Here is a 15,571-nt window from a genome sequence, read left to right as displayed (position 1 = left end):
GCCCCGCGATGGAAACGCCGGCCCCGCGTGCGGCGCGCGCACCGGGCCGGTCAGGCGCGGTCGGGCAGGCCCAGCAACACCTGGTGCAGCGCCTCGACGCTGGTCGGCTTGACCAGGTGGTGGTCGAAGCCGGCGTCGAACGCGCGGCGCCGGTCGTCCTCCTGTCCATATCCGGTCAGCGCCACCAGCACAGGGCCGCTGCCCAGGCGTTGGCGGATGCGGCCGGCGACCTCGTAGCCGTCCATGCCCGGCATCGCGATGTCGATGAACGCCACCGCCGGGCGGAATGTCGCGATCGCTTCCAGCGCCGAGGCCCCGTCGTACACCGCGCGCGCCTCCTGGCCCAGGCCCTTGAGCATCAGCGCCAGCGTGTCCGCGGAGGCCTCGACGTCGTCGACCACCAGTACCCGGTGCCGCTTAGCGTCGGGCAGCGAGCCGGGCAACGATGCCGCAGGGCCGGCGGGCGCATCGTCGGCGGGCGCGAGTGGCAGGCGGACGATGAACTCGCTGCCGCGACCCGGGCCTTCGCTGCGCGCCTCCACGGTCCCTTCGTGCAGCTCCACCAGGCTCTTGACCAGGGTCAGTCCGATGCCCAGCCCGCCGTGCGAGCGGCCGAGCGACTGGTCGACCTGGGTGAACATCTCGAACACCGGGGCCAGCATGTCGGCCGGGATGCCGGCGCCGTCGTCGCGCACGGTCACCACCGCCTCCATCCCGTCACCCCGCGCCTCCAGCCGGACGTGTCCGCCCGGGCTGGTGTACTTGGCGGCGTTGTTGAGCAGGTTGCCGAACACCTGCACCAGCCGGCCCAGGTCCGCGTCCACGTGCAGCGGATGGTCGGGCAGCACCACGACGAGTTGGTGCCGATGCGCATCGATGAACGGCTGCAATGCTTCAACCGCCGCGGCCACCGCGACCCCAAGGTCGAGGCGCTCCCTGCGCAGTTCGATCTTGCCGCGGTTGATCCGCGAGACGTCCAGCAGGTCATCGATCAGGCGGACCATCTGCCGCACCTGGCGCTCCATGACCTCGCGGATCCGGCGCGCCTCCTCGGGCTGCTGCTCCACCAGCGGCCACACCTGCAGGGCGTTGGAGATCGGCGCCAGCGGGTTGCGCAGCTCGTGGGCCAGGGTGGCGAGGAACTGGTCCTTGCGCCGGTTGGCCTCTTCCAGCCCCTCCTCGGCACGCTTGCGGTCGTCGATGTCGAACACCGCACCGACCATGCCCGCGTACTCGCCGGTCTCGGAGAACCACGGACGGCCCAGGTCGATCGCCCACCGGTAGTCGCCGCCGGCGGTGCGCAGCCGGTACTCGGTGCGGAAGAACGCACGCGCGGCATTGGCCTGCAGGAACGTATCGGCCACCTGCTCGCGGTCGTCGGGATGGGTGGCGTCGGTCCAGCCCAGGCCCAGCGCGTCCTGGTTGGTCTGGCCGGTCAACTCGTACCACTGGCGCGACAGGAAGACGCAGCGGCCGTCGGGGTCGGTCAGCCAGAGCGTGGCCGGCGATGCATCGGCCATCAGGCGGAAGCGGGCTTCGTTCTCGCGCAGCAGTTCCTCGGCCAGCCGGCGCTCGGTGACGTCGGCCACGGTTCCGACGAAACGGGTCACCCTGCGCGACTCGCCGTGGCCTTCGAACGATGCGATGCCGCGCGCCTCCAGCCAGCGCACGGCGCCGTCGGGGCGGTTGATCCGGTACTCGACCTGGTAAGGCTGGGGGTCGTCAGGCTGGACCGCGGCGTCGATCGCCGCCCACAGCCGGGGGGCATCCTCCGGGTGCAGCAGCCGGCCGATCTCCTCGACCGGGCGCGGGGAGGCGTTGTCGATCCCGTAGATCTCCGCGTACCGCGCGTCGTGGCTCACCAGGCCGGTCGCCGGGTCGGACTGCCACCAGCCCAGCCGGGCCGCGTCGAGCGCGAGCTGGCGCTGGGCGGCCAGTGCCCCCTGGTTCTCCTCGGCGGTCCTCAGGTAGGTGATGTCGGCCACCACCGCGGTGATGTAGCGCACGCGTCCGTCGGGCCCACGGATGGCCGAGACCGCGTTCTGCACCCACACCGCCGAGCCGTCGGGGCGCAGGTAGCGCTTCTCGATCGTGAAGTCCGGAATCAGCCCCTGGGCCACCTGGGCGAACAGGTTGACGTTCTGGGGGACGTCGTCGGGGTGGGTGAGGTCCTGCATGCGCATGGCCAGCAGCTGCTCGCGCGGGCGCCCGACGATGTCGCAGTAGCGGTCGTTGACCAGCACGAACCGGCCCTGCAGGTCGACCTGGGCAATGCCGCCGGTCGACTGCTCGAATACCGAACGGAACCGCTGCTCGCTGTCGCGCAGCGCTTCTTCGGCGGTCCGGGCCTTGGTGATGTCGCGCGCCAGGCCGAACCATTCGACGACGTCGCCGTGCGCGTCCAGCACCGGCACCGCGCGTGAGTGCGTCCAGGTCTCGCTGCCCCCTTCACCCAGGACGCGGTGCTCCAGTTCGAACACCGTTTTGCCCGCGACGGCCCGGGCGATCGCCGCGCGCACCCGGGGGTGCTCGTCCGAGGGGATGTTGCGTTGCATCCAGTCGCGGATCGGCGCGTCGTTGCTGACCACCAGGCCGCGGCCGTCCAGCGGCTGCATTTCGCTCCAGTCCGCGCTCATCCGGTAGACGACATCGGAAGTCGCGGTGATCAGCGCATTGAGCCGGTCCTCGGCGCGGGTGCGCGCGGCCGGGTCGCGACGCTCTGCCTCGCCCGCCGCCTCGTCGAACGGGACCTCACCGGTCACGACGCCTGTCCCCGCAGTGCAAACGGGGCGGACGGACGGCAGGGGCGCGCGAGGGATTCCACAGCCTGCGAATCTAGCCCTGCGCACCGTGCGGGGCAATCAGCGGTGGGGTGGTGTTTCGTGGCCGCGGACCTACGGCGGTACGCCGGCGCCGTGCCCGGGGGACAGCCCTTGTCGCGACACCTCCAGGTGCGTGAGGTACAGACGCAGGTCGAATTCCAGCTGGTGGTAGTCCGGCTCCATGTGCGTGCACAGCTGGTAGAAGGACTTGTCGTGGTCGGGCTCCTTCAGGTGCGCCAGCTCGTGCACCACGATCATCCGCAGGAAGTCGGCGGGCGCGTCGCGGAACACGCTGGCGATGCGGATCTCGCGGCTGGCCTTCAGCCTGCCACCGTGCATCCGCGAGATGGCGGTGTGGGTGCCCAGCGCGTGCTTCACCACCTGCAACTTGGTGTCGTACACCACCTTGCCCAGCGGCACCGCCTTGCGCAGGTGGCGGTCCTTCAGCGCCTGCACGTAGCCGTAGAGCTGGCCGTCGTTGCGGATCGCGTGGGCCTGACCGTACTTGTCGGCCAGCACCGTACCGAGCCGGTCCTGCTCGATCAGCGCGCGCACCCTGTCCTGCAGGTGCGCGGGGTAGCCGGCAAGGTATTTCAGGGGCTGCATCCGCTCGAAAACTCGCAGTATTCGGGAAGGGGCCGGGCGCCGGCCTGCGTTCGCCATCGGCCGACGGGGCCCACGCGACGTCGCACGCGGCGCCGCCGCTATCATGACCGCCCGCACCTCCACCACGCGAACCCACGCCATGGCCAAGCCCACCCCGCTCCAGGCGCAGCTGCTCAAGGCCGGCCTGGTCAAGAAGTCACAGGTTGCCGACGCGGCGCGCGAGCAGAACCGGGCGCTCCACGCCAAGGGACCGGCCAAGCCGGACGAGATCGCGCAGCAGGTGGAGCGCGCCCGCGCGGAGAAGGCCGAGCGCGACCGCGCCCTTGCCGCCGAACGCAAGGCGCAGGCCCGCGTCGCCGAGTTGCGGGCGCAGGCACGGCAGATCATCACCGACAAGAAGGTGCCGCGTACCGGCGAGAGCGAGTACCGCTTCACCGCCGACGGCGCCATCCGCGTGCTGCTGGTCGACGACGCCCAGCGCAGACTGCTGGCCACCGGCGCGCTGGTCATCGCCCGGCTGGGCGAGCGCTACGAACTGCTGCCGCGCGCCGCCGGCGAGAAGGTCCGCGAGCGCGACCCCGGGATGATCGTGCTCGACCACGGCCAGGCAACCGACGCACCCCCCGACGCACCCAGTTCGGAGGACGATGCCTATTACGCGCAGTTCCAGGTGCCCGATGACCTGGTCTGGTAGCACGCGCGCAGCACCGGGTAGGGGCCGCTACGCGGCCGCGGTCCGTTTCAGCGCGACAGGCACGCGGTAGGTCAACCGTCGCCAGGCCCACTCCGCCGGGCCGTACCGGTAGTGGCGCAACCACCACCGGCTCAGCAGCAGCTGGACGGCGAAGATGAGCAGCGCGATACCCGCTGCCGTGGCGGTGCCGACCTGCCCGTACAGCCCGAGCCCGAAGCCGTAGAAAACGAACATGCACGCCAGCGACTGCAGCAGGTAGTTGGTCAGCGCCAGCCGCCCGACCGGTGCCAGCGCCATGGGCACGCGCGACGTCGCCGGTGACCGCACCAGCAGCGCAATGCCGGCCGCGTAACCCAGCGCCAGCAGCGGCACGCCGATCGCCGCGATCAGCACTTCCGCCATCCCTGCCGGGGAACCGGGCAGGTACGGCGTCGCATCGGCCGCAAGCCACGCCGCGGCGACGTTCAGCGGCAGGCCCAGCCCGAGCCCCCACGACGCCACGCGCCGAATCAGCGGGGCATGGGCGTCGAGGTCGCGTGCCACGCCGTGCCGGCCGATCCACAGCCCCAGCAGGAACATCCCCAGCACCTTCGCCGGGCGCAGGGTGACCAGCAGGTCCACCCATCGCCCGGCCAACTGCACCAGGTTTGCCTGCAGCACGTCGAGGTAGCCGCCACGGAAGCCGGCGATCATGAAGGCGATCGGGTCGAACCCGCCCCCGGCAGCGGGAGCGGCGTCGGCCGGATCGACCGCCGGTGGCCCAAGCGGGTCGGCCATGCCGGCGCCCCACATCAGCGCATAAGCCAGTACCGGCAATGCCAGCAGGCCCGCCGCCCACGCCAGCACCGTGCGCGACCGCAGGCGGTGGAACGGGACCAGGGCGAAGCCCACCAGCGCATACAGCATGAGGATGTCGCCGGACCACATCAGGGTCGCGTGCAATACCCCGATGCCCAGCAGCAGCCAGAGCCGGCGGCGGAACAGGGGCAAGGTCGCGCGCCCGTTTGCTTCGGCCCGTTGCAGGAACAGGCAGAAGCCGATGCCGAACAGCAGCGAGAACAGCGAGTAGAACTTGCCGTGGACCAGTGCCTCGATGACGAAACCCACGGCCGTGTCCAGCGGCGATGGATCCACGTCCCCCACCATCGCCAGGAAGAACAGTCCCGAAAACGTGAGCACGTTGGCCTGCAGGATGCCGAACAGGGCGAACCCGCGCAGTGCATCGAGGACATGCAGGCGCCCCGCGGCGTCGACCGGCTCGCCGCGCCCATCGGGGCCCTCCGCGGACGGGGGGGGAGTCGCGGCGGACGGGCGGCCCGAAGGCGGGCTACCGGCAGGCGCGGTCATGCCATCGCCATCGGTGCAGCGGCAACGGCATCACGGATGCTTCGCGGATCAACGTGCATGCCCACTCCTGGCTCGGGTCTGATGATCAAACGCGAACGCCGGCCCCATGTGGCCAGCGGATTCGGATCACCGGCCCTTGCGCCGGCGGGTGTCGCCGCCGGGACATGGTCGGCCACCCGCCGCAACGAAACTTCGACCGCCAGGCCGGGTGCCCCGAGGTGACTTTCGGCACCCTGGAGCGCTGACTACCCGCACCTGTGGGCCGGGTCACGCCGGCCTATTGTGCAGGCTGACGCAGGAGATTCAGCATGCTTTGGATGTCGCAGTGGCGAGCGGTGGTGGGACGGGTGGTACTGGAGCTGTTGCGCAGCCGGCGCAACCTCATCTTCTGGACCGTGTTCCCGGCGCTGATGCTGCTGTTGTTCGGCATGATCTATGCCGGCGGCCGCAGCACCGCGACCTCGTTCGACAGCACGGCGCCGGGCATCCTGGTGGGCGCCGCGCTGTTCTTCAGCATGCTGAGCGGACCGCTCACGCTGCTGGTCGGGGAGCGCGAACACGGCACGCTGCGCCGGCTGCTGTTGTCGCCGCTGGCGCCGAGCGCCTACTTCGCCGGCGTCGCCACGGCGTTCCTGCTGGTTGCCGGCTGGCAGGCGCTGGTGGTCTACGGCATCGCCGGCGTCTTCGGCGGCCGCTTCCACGGAAGCTTCGCCCTGGGCACCGCGCTGGTGCTGATGAGCGCATTGGCCTACATCGGCATCGGGTTCTACTTTGGCGCCGTGCTTGCCAAGCGGTCCGAGGAAGTCACCAGCCCGGTTGCTGCGATCGGAGTGCCGTTGCTGGTGCTGGGCGGCACCTTCTTCTCGGTCGATGTGCTGCCGCCGTCGCTGCTGGCGATGACCCACATGAATCCCGTTTACCACATGAACCACGCGCTTCGCGAAGTGTCCGCGCACGGCGCCAGCCTCGCCGACGTCGGCTCCAGTTTCGCGTTCCTGCTGGTCACCTGCCTCGGGGCGTTGTTGCTCGGCGCGCGCGCGTACGCCGGCCTGCTGCAGCGCGAGCGCGCGGGGGGCGTGCTGTGATCGCGTTGCGCCAGGTGCGCAAGTCATTCGGCGGGCGCCCTGTGCTTGACGGGCTCGACCTCAGGGTCGGGCGCGGCGAGATCTACGGGTTGCTCGGGCCCAACGGGTGCGGCAAGTCGACCAGCATCAACCTCATCTGCGGCCGCCTGCAGGCCGAGGCCGGCAGCATCGAGGTCGACGGGTCGCCGGCGACCGTGGCCGGTGCCGCGTGGCTGGGCGTGGTGACCCAGGATGTCGCGCTGTATCCGGACCTGAGCTGCCGGCAGAACCTGGAGTTCTTCGCCTGCCTGTATGGGCTGGACCGGACCACGCGCCGTGCACGCGTCGAACAGGTGCTGCAGGAGCTGGAACTGGTGCCTTATGCCGATCAGCCGGCCGTCGAGCTGTCGGGCGGCTGGCGACGTCGCCTGCACGTGGCAATCGGCGTGGTGCACCGGCCGCGGCTGCTGATCCTCGACGAACCCACGGCATCGGTCGACCTCGCCGCGCGCCATGCCCTGTGGCAGGTCATCCGCCGCCAGCGGGACCGCGGCACCACCGTGCTGCTGACCACCCACCACCTGGATGAAGCCGAGCAGCTTTGCGACCGGATCGGCATCCTGCACCGGGGCCGATTGCTGGTCGAAGACACGCCGGCGGGGATTCGCGCCACCGTCCCCGCCGAGCAGATCGCCGTGCTCGACGCCGCCGACCTGCAACCGCTGCGCGCGCGTGCCGACGCGCTGGGCCTGCGCAGCCGTGAGTACGGCGGACGCCTGGGGGTGCTGCTGCCGAGCGCCCAGTCGCTCGCAGCCACCGTGCACAGTTTCGAGGGACTGGAGCTGCGTTCGCTGGCCCTCAACCCGGTGAACCTCGAGCACGCTTACCTGCAGCTGCTGGATGCCGCCGCCTGAGCTACCGCCAGGCGTTGCCGCGGCACGCCGTGACCCGCATCCCTCCGCGCCCGCTTGATCGACCCGGTCCGTGCCGGCCCAGCGCAACAGGTTCATGGCCGGAGCCGGCGCAGTGTCTGGTCCCGGCTACTCCGCGGCGATCCAGTCGACGACAAGCCGGAACGGGCCCTCGCGTTTGTCGGCGATCAGCAGGCCGATCTCGCGCACGCGCGAGGGGTCCAGCGGCGGGCCTTGCAGGGCCCGGCCGCGCACTGTCGGGGCCAGCGTCGACAGCGGCAGGCGCACCCGGGTCCACTCGCCGGCGGAGGTATCGAAGCCGGCGCCATAGGACACCGGCATGCCGCGATGGCGCGCATCGGTGGCCAGGCGCAGCCGGTAGCGGCGGCCGTCGCCGCGCACCCGCAACAGCACGTGGGAGGCGTCGCCGAGGTCGAACCCGCGACCGACGCTTCGCACCGAAGAGAAACCGCCGTTGTTGGCCAGCGACAGCGTGCCGCTGAACTCCAGGACGCCGTCACCCAACGCCGGGCCGCCGCTCGACTGCCCACCCATCACCCCGTCGTTGACCGCCACCCACCGGGGCTCGTCTGGATCGCCGTCGAAGTTCACCAGTGTTCGCACGTCGGGCTCCCGGGGCGCGGCCGCGGCCGGCATGGCCAGGCCGCACAGCAGCGCGATGGTGGGCAGAAAAGGCAGGCGCGTGGGACTCACCCCCTACAGCCCCAGCACCTCGCGCCCCTGCTTGAACACGATGTCCACCGGGATCTCCTGCCGGGCGATGCGGTCCAGGCTGGACTGCAGCTCCAGGCCGACCTTGCCGTACTGGTCCAGGAACGCGCGCGCGCCGGCGTGGTCGCCGTCGCCCTGCAGGGTGAGGATCTTCGCCGACAGCGCATCGACGGCCGGCTTCATGCGGGCGAAATCCACGCGGTAGTGGCCGGTTGCGGCGTCGCGGCTGAAGGCGCCCTGCTCCTGCAGGAAATTGAAGGCGGCCATGTTGGCCTGGCCGTGCGCGCTGCTGGCGCCGAAGCGGACCGAGCGGAAGATGCCGGCCAGGAAGGTCACGTAGTTGTCGTCCAGTTTGTCGGCGTCAAGCTCGCCCATCTCACCGAGCTGGCCGATCATGTACAGGCCCAGGATGTCGGCCTTGCCTTCCTCGAAGGCGCTGGCCAGGTCGGTCAGCGCATCGCGCACGGTGCCCTTGCCGTCCAGCGTGTTCTTGATGCCCAGGCCGTGCGCCACCTCGTGGAACATCACGTTCTCGAAGAACGCATCGAAGGTGACGTGCTCGCGCTGCTCGGGCACGATCAGCTCGTTGGCCAGCGGCACCAGGATGGCGTCGAACTTGGCGCGCATCGCGTTCTTCAACTGCAGGCGGCGCGAGCCCTTGGCCAGCTGCACCTCCTCGTCGTTGGGCAGGTTGATGGCGATGGTCTTGGCGCCGGCGTTGGCGTCGCCGCCGTAGTAGATGGCGTCGTAGGCATTGAGGTCGGCGTCCGAACCCGGCGTCTCGGCCTTGTACTTCGCCTCCACCGGCAGCTCGCGCTGCAGCGCGGGCAGGTGCTGGGCGAACTTGGCCAGGCGCTCGCTCCATTCCACGTCCTTGACCAGCACGAACGCCTCGAACGCGGCCTTCTTGCCGTACAGCGCGTCCTGGTAGCTCTCGATCGGGCCGATCACCACGTCGATCGGGCTGGTCTTCATGTCCATCCACGCCATGTCGCTGGGCTGGTACTCGCCGCTGACCAGCGCGTCGGCGCGCAGCCCAAGGTACTGGCGGAAGCCCGCGTCGGTGGCGACCTTGGCGGCCTGGCGCAGCAGGTCGGCGGCGCGGCCGAGCTCCTCGGCGTACTCCTCGTGGTACGGCACCACCACCAGCTCGCCGGCGTCATTGCGCTTCACCAGTGTGTAGAGACTGTCCTTGCCGGGCAGGTCGGCGGCGTCGAACTCCTCCTTGGTGATGTCGGCCGGGTAGAAGCCGGCACCTGGCGGGCGCGGGCCCACGCCGTCGACGAACTGCGCGTCGCCGTCCAGCCGGTCCCACGGCCCGTAGTTGATCTCCACGAAGCGGCGCGTCGCCGGGTCTTCAATCGATGCGAGCAGTGCGTCCCGGTCGCCGTAGACCTGCTTCCAGAACAGCCCGTCCATGATCTCGCCCGCCTGGAGCAGGTAGCCGATCGCCTCGCGGTCGCCCTCGGCCAGGTGCGAGAGGTCGGCCTTCAGCTCGACCTCCTTGTACGCCGCCACCTTGTCGGCGATCTCGCTGGACGCTTCGGCCGGCGCCGGGGTGGTCGCGGGGGCGGCGGTTTCGGTCGTGGTCTGCGGTTGGCAGGCCACCAGCCCGACGGACAGGGCAAGCGCGACGGCGAGGGTCAGGGGGCGCAGCGGCATGGGAGGCTCCGGTGGGGAAACAGGGAGAGCATCCTAGGGCAGCGGGGCTTGGCATGGTGTCAACCGCTGATGCGGGGGGGGTTGACCCGTGGAAATCGGGCCCTGGGTTTTCCTTCAACCGGGCACGCCGCGGGCCGGGACGCGCCCCTTCCCGTTCGCGGCGCGACGGGAAGGGACCCGGTCAATGGGCCACGTACGGACGACATCGACAGCGGCCGTACTTCACGCGCCGCGTCCGCTGCAATACGCGGGCTGTGCATGGCCTCACCTTCCGGAAACGCGGTCCGATGCCGCCGACACCGGGCGCGACCCTGTATAAAAGGACGACACTCACAACGCCCACCGGTGGCAATGGACGAGACCAGCATCATCCTGTGCGTGGACGACGACTCCACCGTGCTCAGCGCGCTGCGCAGCATGCTGTCGACGCATTTCGGATCCGAGCTGCAGGTGGAGTTCGCCGAAAGCGGCGACGAGGCGCTCGAGATCGAGGCCGAGCTTCGCGCACAGGGCAGCGAACTGAGCCTGGTGATCACCGACTTCATGATGCCGGGGCTGCGCGGCGACGAACTGCTGGTGCAACTGCACGAACGATCGCCGAGCACGGTCAAGATCCTGCTCACCGGCCAGAGCGACATGTCCGGGGTGAAGCGCGCCATCAACGACGCCAACCTGTACCGGTTCCTCGAGAAACCCTTCGCCAACGACGACATCGTGCTCACCGTGCGCGCCGCGATCCGCGCCTTCTGCCAGGAGCGCGACCTGATCCGCCAGAACGAAGCGCTGCGACGCATGAACGCGGAGCTGGAGGAGATCGTCGCCGCACGCACCGAAGAGCTGGTGGAGAAGAACCGGCTGCTTGAAGTGCTCGCGGTCACCGACAAGCTGACCGGCCTGTACAACCGGCGCAAGCTGGACGAGCTGCTCGACGAGGAGCTGGTCCGCGCCCGGCGATACGAGGTCGCGGTGTCGATCATCCTTCTCGATATCGACCACTTCAAGCGCGTGAACGACTCCTATGGCCACGCGGTCGGCGACGAGGTGCTGGTGGGCATTGCGAAACTGCTGCGCGATCACTCCCGCGATGCGGATGCGCTGGGTCGCCTGGGCGGGGAAGAGTTCGTGGTCGTTTGCCGGCACTCCGACGCGGCTGCGTCGATGGTCGCCGCCACCAAACTCCGCGAGGTGATTGCGGCGCATGGGTTTCCCGGGGTCGGCCAGGTCACGGCAAGCTTCGGCATCGCCACCTGCCGTGCCGACGACACCGCAGCGAGCCTGCTCGCCCGCGCCGACGCCGCGCTGTACCGGGCCAAGGGCGCCGGCCGCAACCGGGTGGAGCCCGAGCATGACTGAAGACACCGCGCATCTGCTCCAGCGCATCGGTGCGCTTGAAACGGAGCTCGCCGAACGCCGCCGCTCCGAGGAACTGCAGCGTGCGCTGTACGAAATCGCCTCGCTGTCCGCGGCAGACACCCCGCAGCACGCCCACTACGCGGAACTGCATGCGATCGTCGGCCGGCTGATGTACGCGAAGAACTTCATCATCGCCACCTATGACGCCGACGACGGCATGATCCGGCAGCAGTACCTGGTCGACGAGGATCCCGATGAGGTCCTCGCGTCCTTTCCCTTCGGCGAAGGCATCTCGTCCCTGGTGATCCGAAGCCGCCTGCCGTGGCTGATGGACCACGCGCTGTTCGAGTCGCTGGTCGCCGCCGGCGAGATCCGCGCGCCGCGCGGGATCGCGGACTTCAGCAGCTGGATGGGCGCGCCGCTCATCGCCCAGGACAAGGTCTACGGGCTGATCATCGTGCAGAGCTACAGCGCGGATGTGACCTACACGCGCGAAGACCTCGCCCTGCTGAACTACGTCGCCAGCCACGTGGCCGCCATCGTTGCGCGCTGGCAGGCGAACATCGCGCTGAAGCGGGCCCACGATGAACTGGCCGCGTCGGCGGAAACACTGCGGCTGCTGGGTGACATCGGCAAGGACCTGACCGGCAGCCTCGACGTGCTGTCGATCTGCAGGACGATGGAGCGGCATATCGGCGCATTGCTGCCAATGGATGCCTTCGGTGTCGCGCTGCTCTCGCCCGCCGGCGATTCGCTCGACTACGTCCACTACGTCGAGGACGGCGTGGTCGACTCGAATACCAGCTACCCGCTCGATCACGCGACGTCGTTGGCGGTGCTCACCTTTCGCGAAGACCGTGAGCTCACCCTGTTCAACGAAACGCAGCTGATCGCCGCGCCGACTGCGACCAACATCACCGAGTCCGCGCCGATCCTGTCGGCCGTGTTCCGCCCGCTGATCGCCAATGGCCGGCGTATCGGTGTAGTCACTGTCCAGAGCCACCATGCCGACGCCTACCGTGAGCGCGATCTCGAAGTATTCCGGTCGGCCACGGCGTATGCGGCGATCGCGCTCGCCAATGCCGACGCCTACGCAACCGCCGAGGCCGCGCGTGCGCAGGCCGCGCAGTCGCTCAGCGACCAGCACGAAGCCGAAGCACACCTCGTGCATTCCGAGAAGATGGCTGCGCTGGGCCAGCTGATCGCCGGTGTGGCGCACGAGATCAACACGCCGATCGGTGCGATCAAGTCGAGCGGGAGCAACATTACCGAGGCCTTGAACAGCGCCCTGCTCGACCTGCCGGCCCTGCTGGTCGAACTGGACGCCAACGACCGCGTGCGTTTCAGCGACCTGCTCAAGCGCGCGAGCGCGCGCGCCGCGATGATGACCACCCGCGAGGAGCGGGCCGTCGTGCGCGAGGTCACCGCGCGGCTCGAGGCGATGGGGCTCGACCAGGCCCGGCATCGCGCCAGCCTGCTGGTGCAGCTGCAGTCGCACACCGACCTCGAAACCATGCTGCCGCTGCTGCGCCACCCCGCCGCTGACCGCATCCTCGATACCGCGCACGGCATCGCGACCATCACCACCAATGCCGCGAACATCAACACCGCCGTCGATCGCGTCGCCAAGATCATCTTCGCGCTGAAGTCGTTCTCGCGTTTCGGCGGCGTGCAGGTGTGGACGGCATCGGACCTGCGCGAAGGGCTGGAGACGGTGGTGACGATCTACCAGAACCAGATAAAACATGGCATCGAGCTGGTGCGGCAGTACCAGGACCTGCCGCCGGTGCGCTGCCTTCCCGACGAGATCAACCAGGTCTGGACCAATCTGGTGCACAACGCATTGCAGGCGATGGACCACAAGGGAACGCTGACCCTGGGCCTGCGCCGCGACGGCGAGAACGCGCTGGTGTCGGTGACCGACACCGGGTGCGGCATGACGCCTGAAGTACGCGCGCGGATCTTCGATGCGTTCTTCACGACCAAGCCGGCAGGCGAAGGCACCGGGCTGGGCCTCGACATCGTGCGCAAGATCATCGACAAACATGGCGGCCGTATTCTCGTCGACAGCGAGGTCGGCAAGGGCAGCACCTTCACCGTGAGTTTGCCAATCGCAGGAGCCGGATGATGGAGAAGGGCGTTCTGATCTGTGTCGACGACGAAATCATCGTGTTGACTGCGCTGAAGGACCAGTTGCGGCGCGCGTTCGGCAGCGACTTCCATATCGATGTTGCCGAAAGCGCGGAAGAGGCGCTGGAATTGCTCGACGAACTTGGGGACGAAGGACACAAGCTGCTGGTGATCGTCTCGGACTGGCAGATGCCCGGGATGAAGGGCGACGAGTTCCTGATCAAGGCGCACCAACGCTTCCCGTCCGTGGTCAAGATCATGCTGTCCGGCCAGGCCGAGTCGGAGGCGGTGGACCGCGCCCGGCGCGACGCGGCGCTGCACGACTTCATGGCCAAGCCGTGGAATGCCGAGGCGCTGGTGGAATCGATCAAGCAGGGCCTGAAGGAACGCGGGGTCTAGCCGCTTCCACCCCCGGCCCGGCCCGGTTCGGGCGTGCCGACGCCGCCGACGCCGCCGACCTGCTCGGCCTCGCGTAGCGACTGGAGCGATGTCGCCGTTACTGCTGACTGCCTCGCTGTGGAGGTCCATGCCTGCTTCCGGCCAGAAGGGGACATCGGTCTCAAACGACGTCCATTTCCGGGGAATTGAAGATGGCGGTTGCTATTGCGTTGGCGCTTCCGGCGTCGCCATTCCGTTGAATCCGCTACGGTGAAAATGTCCGCAACCGCCACGCCAGGTGGAACCCCCGCAATTTCAAACCCGCCGCTCGCTCGCCGCCGCCAGCCCCGGCATGGTGGCGACCAGGAGCACCAGGCTTGACCCGAGTGCGATGCCGATTGCAGCCCCCATCGTCGGGGTTTGCGCGGCGACCGCCAACGGCCCGGCGCCCTGCACGCCCACATAGGCCAGCGCCACCATCGCCAGTTCATACGGGCGCGGGCTGCGGAACAGCGCACCGCCGGCCAGTCCGAGCGCCGCGATGGCGGCGGCGACAAGGAGCACTGCACCCGTGATGCCTGCGGAAGTGGAAGCCGAGCGCAACAGCAGCGGCGCGACAGCCAGTAGCGAGAGCACCAGAGCGGACAACAGACGGGCGAGCGATACCCGGCGCGCAGCGTCCGGGGCGGTGAACACCAGTCCGGCGGTACGGGTTTCCGCTTCGCGGAGCAGGGCGCGTGCATGCACATCGACCCCGAGCATCCAGGCCACCACGGCCGCGGCGGCAGCGGTAGGCAGCGGCGCGGCCACCTGCACGATTCCGGCGATCAGCAATGCGCCCCACCACAGCAGGCCCCGGCGTCGCAGGGCGAGCCGAAGTTCGGCGGCGACGAGCGTGCCGAGCGCTCCGTGCTCGAGCGGCCGCAGCACGCGATCGAGCCAGCGCAGGTGGCGACCGGTGTGGTCGCCCGCCGGCGCCGCGTGGGTGCGCGCCGCAGCGCGGTCCAGGAACGGCGCGAGTGCGGCACTGCCGAGCAGGCCGAGGAGCAGCCAGAACAGGCGGCCGGGCAGCGCGGCGGCTTCGACGTTCCATGCCGTCCAGTCGAACAGGCGCGGCTGGCCCGAGGTGCTGCCGAGCTCGCCTATGGCCACGGTGACGCTGACCCGGGCGAAGTCCATTTTCGGCATCTCGTCCGCGAGGCCCAGCGCGATGGAGTGGCGGGCCAGGCTGAAGCCAGCGGGATCTTTAAGTGCCTGCAGGCGCGCCGTATCCGTAGCCGGATCGAAGCCGGCGGAGAGCCCGGCGAACAACATGATCCAGACGAAGAAGTACAGGACATTGCCGCCCGTGCGCCGAAGCATCGGCACCATGTCGAAGAGGATCGCGAAGAATGCGGTCAGCGACAACGCGGGCACGGTGAGGATCAGCACCGGTTTGACGAGTTCGACGAGATCGAAGGCCCCGTCCTCGGCGCGCACCCATTGCGCCACTACGCCGACGCCCAGGCCGACGGCCAGCACCAGTGAGAACACCGCCATGTGGCTGCCCCATTTCGCGACGAGGTAGCCACTGCGCGTCATCGGCGTGGCCACGAGCAGTTGCCAGACCCGCGTGTCGAAGTCACGCGCCACCGTGCCGCGCACCAGGTAAAAGCCGAGCCACGCGAGCATGATCGAATAGACCATGGCCAGCGTAAGACCCGTCCATGCGCTGGAGTAGCGGCCGCGCGCGCCATCGACCGAAACGGCCAGTTGCCCGGAATCGACCGCCGGGAAGCACAGCCAGGTTGCGAGTCCGACCAGGCCAAGCACGACCCAGAAGCGCCGGGTGCGCGTGCGTTCGCGCAGGTCGGCGATGAGGATGGCGAACAC

The 15,571-nt window shown here is 69.3% G+C and carries 12 protein-coding genes; 6 read left to right on the top strand and 6 right to left on the bottom strand.

Translation table 11 applies throughout. The features are described 5' to 3' along the window. Positions 1-50: 50 nt before the first annotated feature. Complete coding sequence (locus tag ACJQWL_RS12290) at positions 51-2,762, bottom strand: PAS domain S-box protein (protein WP_330968929.1); 2,712 nt, start codon at positions 2,760-2,762, stop codon at positions 51-53. A 132-nt stretch (positions 2,763-2,894) separates the two neighbouring features. Further along, positions 2,895-3,428, bottom strand: coding sequence for a M48 metallopeptidase family protein (locus tag ACJQWL_RS12285; RefSeq protein ID WP_330968930.1), 534 nt, complete (start codon positions 3,426-3,428; stop codon positions 2,895-2,897). A 139-nt stretch (positions 3,429-3,567) separates the two neighbouring features. Between ACJQWL_RS12285 and ACJQWL_RS12280 the strand changes: the two genes are divergently transcribed. Next, positions 3,568-4,122, top strand: coding sequence for a DUF2058 domain-containing protein (locus ACJQWL_RS12280; protein ID WP_330968931.1), 555 nt, complete (start codon positions 3,568-3,570; stop codon positions 4,120-4,122). Positions 4,123-4,149: 27 nt separating this feature from the next. Here ACJQWL_RS12280 and ACJQWL_RS12275 read toward each other — a convergent pair whose 3' ends face one another. Further along, positions 4,150-5,469: a DUF418 domain-containing protein gene (locus ACJQWL_RS12275; protein WP_330968932.1), complete on the bottom strand. Its 1,320-nt coding sequence runs from the start codon at positions 5,467-5,469 to the stop codon at positions 4,150-4,152. Between the two features lie 308 nt (positions 5,470-5,777). Here ACJQWL_RS12275 and ACJQWL_RS12270 point away from each other — a divergent pair, with 308 nt between their 5' ends. Both ACJQWL_RS12270 and ACJQWL_RS12265 read left to right on the top strand, forming a co-directional pair. Continuing rightward, complete coding sequence (locus ACJQWL_RS12270) at positions 5,778-6,554, top strand: ABC transporter permease (RefSeq protein WP_330968933.1); 777 nt, start codon at positions 5,778-5,780, stop codon at positions 6,552-6,554. After that, positions 6,551-7,447 (top strand): ABC transporter ATP-binding protein, encoded by an 897-nt coding sequence (locus tag ACJQWL_RS12265; protein WP_330968934.1) that lies wholly within the window; start codon positions 6,551-6,553, stop codon positions 7,445-7,447. Before ACJQWL_RS12270 ends, ACJQWL_RS12265 begins: the two co-directional genes overlap by 4 nt. Before the next feature lie 126 nt (positions 7,448-7,573). Here the strand turns inward: ACJQWL_RS12265 and ACJQWL_RS12260 are convergent, their stop codons facing one another. After that, complete coding sequence (locus ACJQWL_RS12260; protein ID WP_330968935.1) at positions 7,574-8,158, bottom strand: CIA30 family protein; 585 nt, start codon at positions 8,156-8,158, stop codon at positions 7,574-7,576. A gap of 3 nt (positions 8,159-8,161) precedes the next feature. Next, entirely contained in the window at positions 8,162-9,838 is a 1,677-nt protein-coding gene (locus tag ACJQWL_RS12255; protein ID WP_330968936.1) for a dipeptidyl-peptidase 3 family protein, read from the bottom strand. A 351-nt stretch (positions 9,839-10,189) separates the two neighbouring features. Between ACJQWL_RS12255 and ACJQWL_RS12250 the strand changes: the two genes are divergently transcribed. Genes ACJQWL_RS12250 through ACJQWL_RS12240 form a run of 3 tightly spaced genes read left to right on the top strand, consistent with a single transcriptional unit; the run spans position 10,190 to position 13,720 of the window. Then, a complete protein-coding gene (locus tag ACJQWL_RS12250; RefSeq protein ID WP_330968937.1) occupies positions 10,190-11,191 on the top strand; it encodes a GGDEF domain-containing response regulator in 1,002 nt (333 codons plus the stop codon). After that, complete coding sequence (locus ACJQWL_RS12245; protein ID WP_330968938.1) at positions 11,184-13,319, top strand: ATP-binding protein; 2,136 nt, start codon at positions 11,184-11,186, stop codon at positions 13,317-13,319. The genes ACJQWL_RS12250 and ACJQWL_RS12245 overlap by 8 nt, the downstream gene beginning before the upstream one ends. Further along, positions 13,319-13,720: a response regulator gene (locus ACJQWL_RS12240; RefSeq protein WP_330968939.1), complete on the top strand. Its 402-nt coding sequence runs from the start codon at positions 13,319-13,321 to the stop codon at positions 13,718-13,720. Before ACJQWL_RS12245 ends, ACJQWL_RS12240 begins: the two co-directional genes overlap by 1 nt. A gap of 294 nt (positions 13,721-14,014) precedes the next feature. On the opposite strand, the gene ACJQWL_RS12235 is transcribed toward ACJQWL_RS12240, so the two are convergent. After that, on the bottom strand, positions 14,015-15,571 hold the full coding sequence (locus tag ACJQWL_RS12235) for an ABC transporter permease (protein WP_411300929.1): 1,557 nt from the start codon (positions 15,569-15,571) through the stop codon (positions 14,015-14,017).

The organism is Novilysobacter viscosus (assembly GCF_046600715.1).
In the GTDB taxonomy this organism is placed as follows: domain Bacteria; phylum Pseudomonadota; class Gammaproteobacteria; order Xanthomonadales; family Xanthomonadaceae; genus Lysobacter_C; species Lysobacter_C viscosus.
This window is presented reverse-complemented; position numbering and strand designations above follow the sequence as displayed.

Bases quoted from the DNA above. Each gene is read 5' to 3' on its own strand.
- ACJQWL_RS12285 (WP_330968930.1), bottom strand. From the start codon at position 3,428: ATGCAGCCCCTGAAATACCTTGCCGGCTACCCCGCGCACCTGCAGGAC.
- ACJQWL_RS12280 (WP_330968931.1), top strand. From the start codon at position 3,568: ATGGCCAAGCCCACCCCGCTCCAGGCGCAGCTGCTCAAGGCCGGCCTG.
- ACJQWL_RS12275 (WP_330968932.1), bottom strand. From the start codon at position 5,469: ATGACCGCGCCTGCCGGTAGCCCGCCTTCGGGCCGCCCGTCCGCCGCG.
- ACJQWL_RS12270 (WP_330968933.1), top strand. From the start codon at position 5,778: ATGCTTTGGATGTCGCAGTGGCGAGCGGTGGTGGGACGGGTGGTACTG.
- ACJQWL_RS12255 (WP_330968936.1), bottom strand. From the start codon at position 9,838: ATGCCGCTGCGCCCCCTGACCCTCGCCGTCGCGCTTGCCCTGTCCGTC.
- ACJQWL_RS12250 (WP_330968937.1), top strand. From the start codon at position 10,190: ATGGACGAGACCAGCATCATCCTGTGCGTGGACGACGACTCCACCGTG.
- ACJQWL_RS12245 (WP_330968938.1), top strand. From the start codon at position 11,184: ATGACTGAAGACACCGCGCATCTGCTCCAGCGCATCGGTGCGCTTGAA.
- ACJQWL_RS12240 (WP_330968939.1), top strand. From the start codon at position 13,319: ATGGAGAAGGGCGTTCTGATCTGTGTCGACGACGAAATCATCGTGTTG.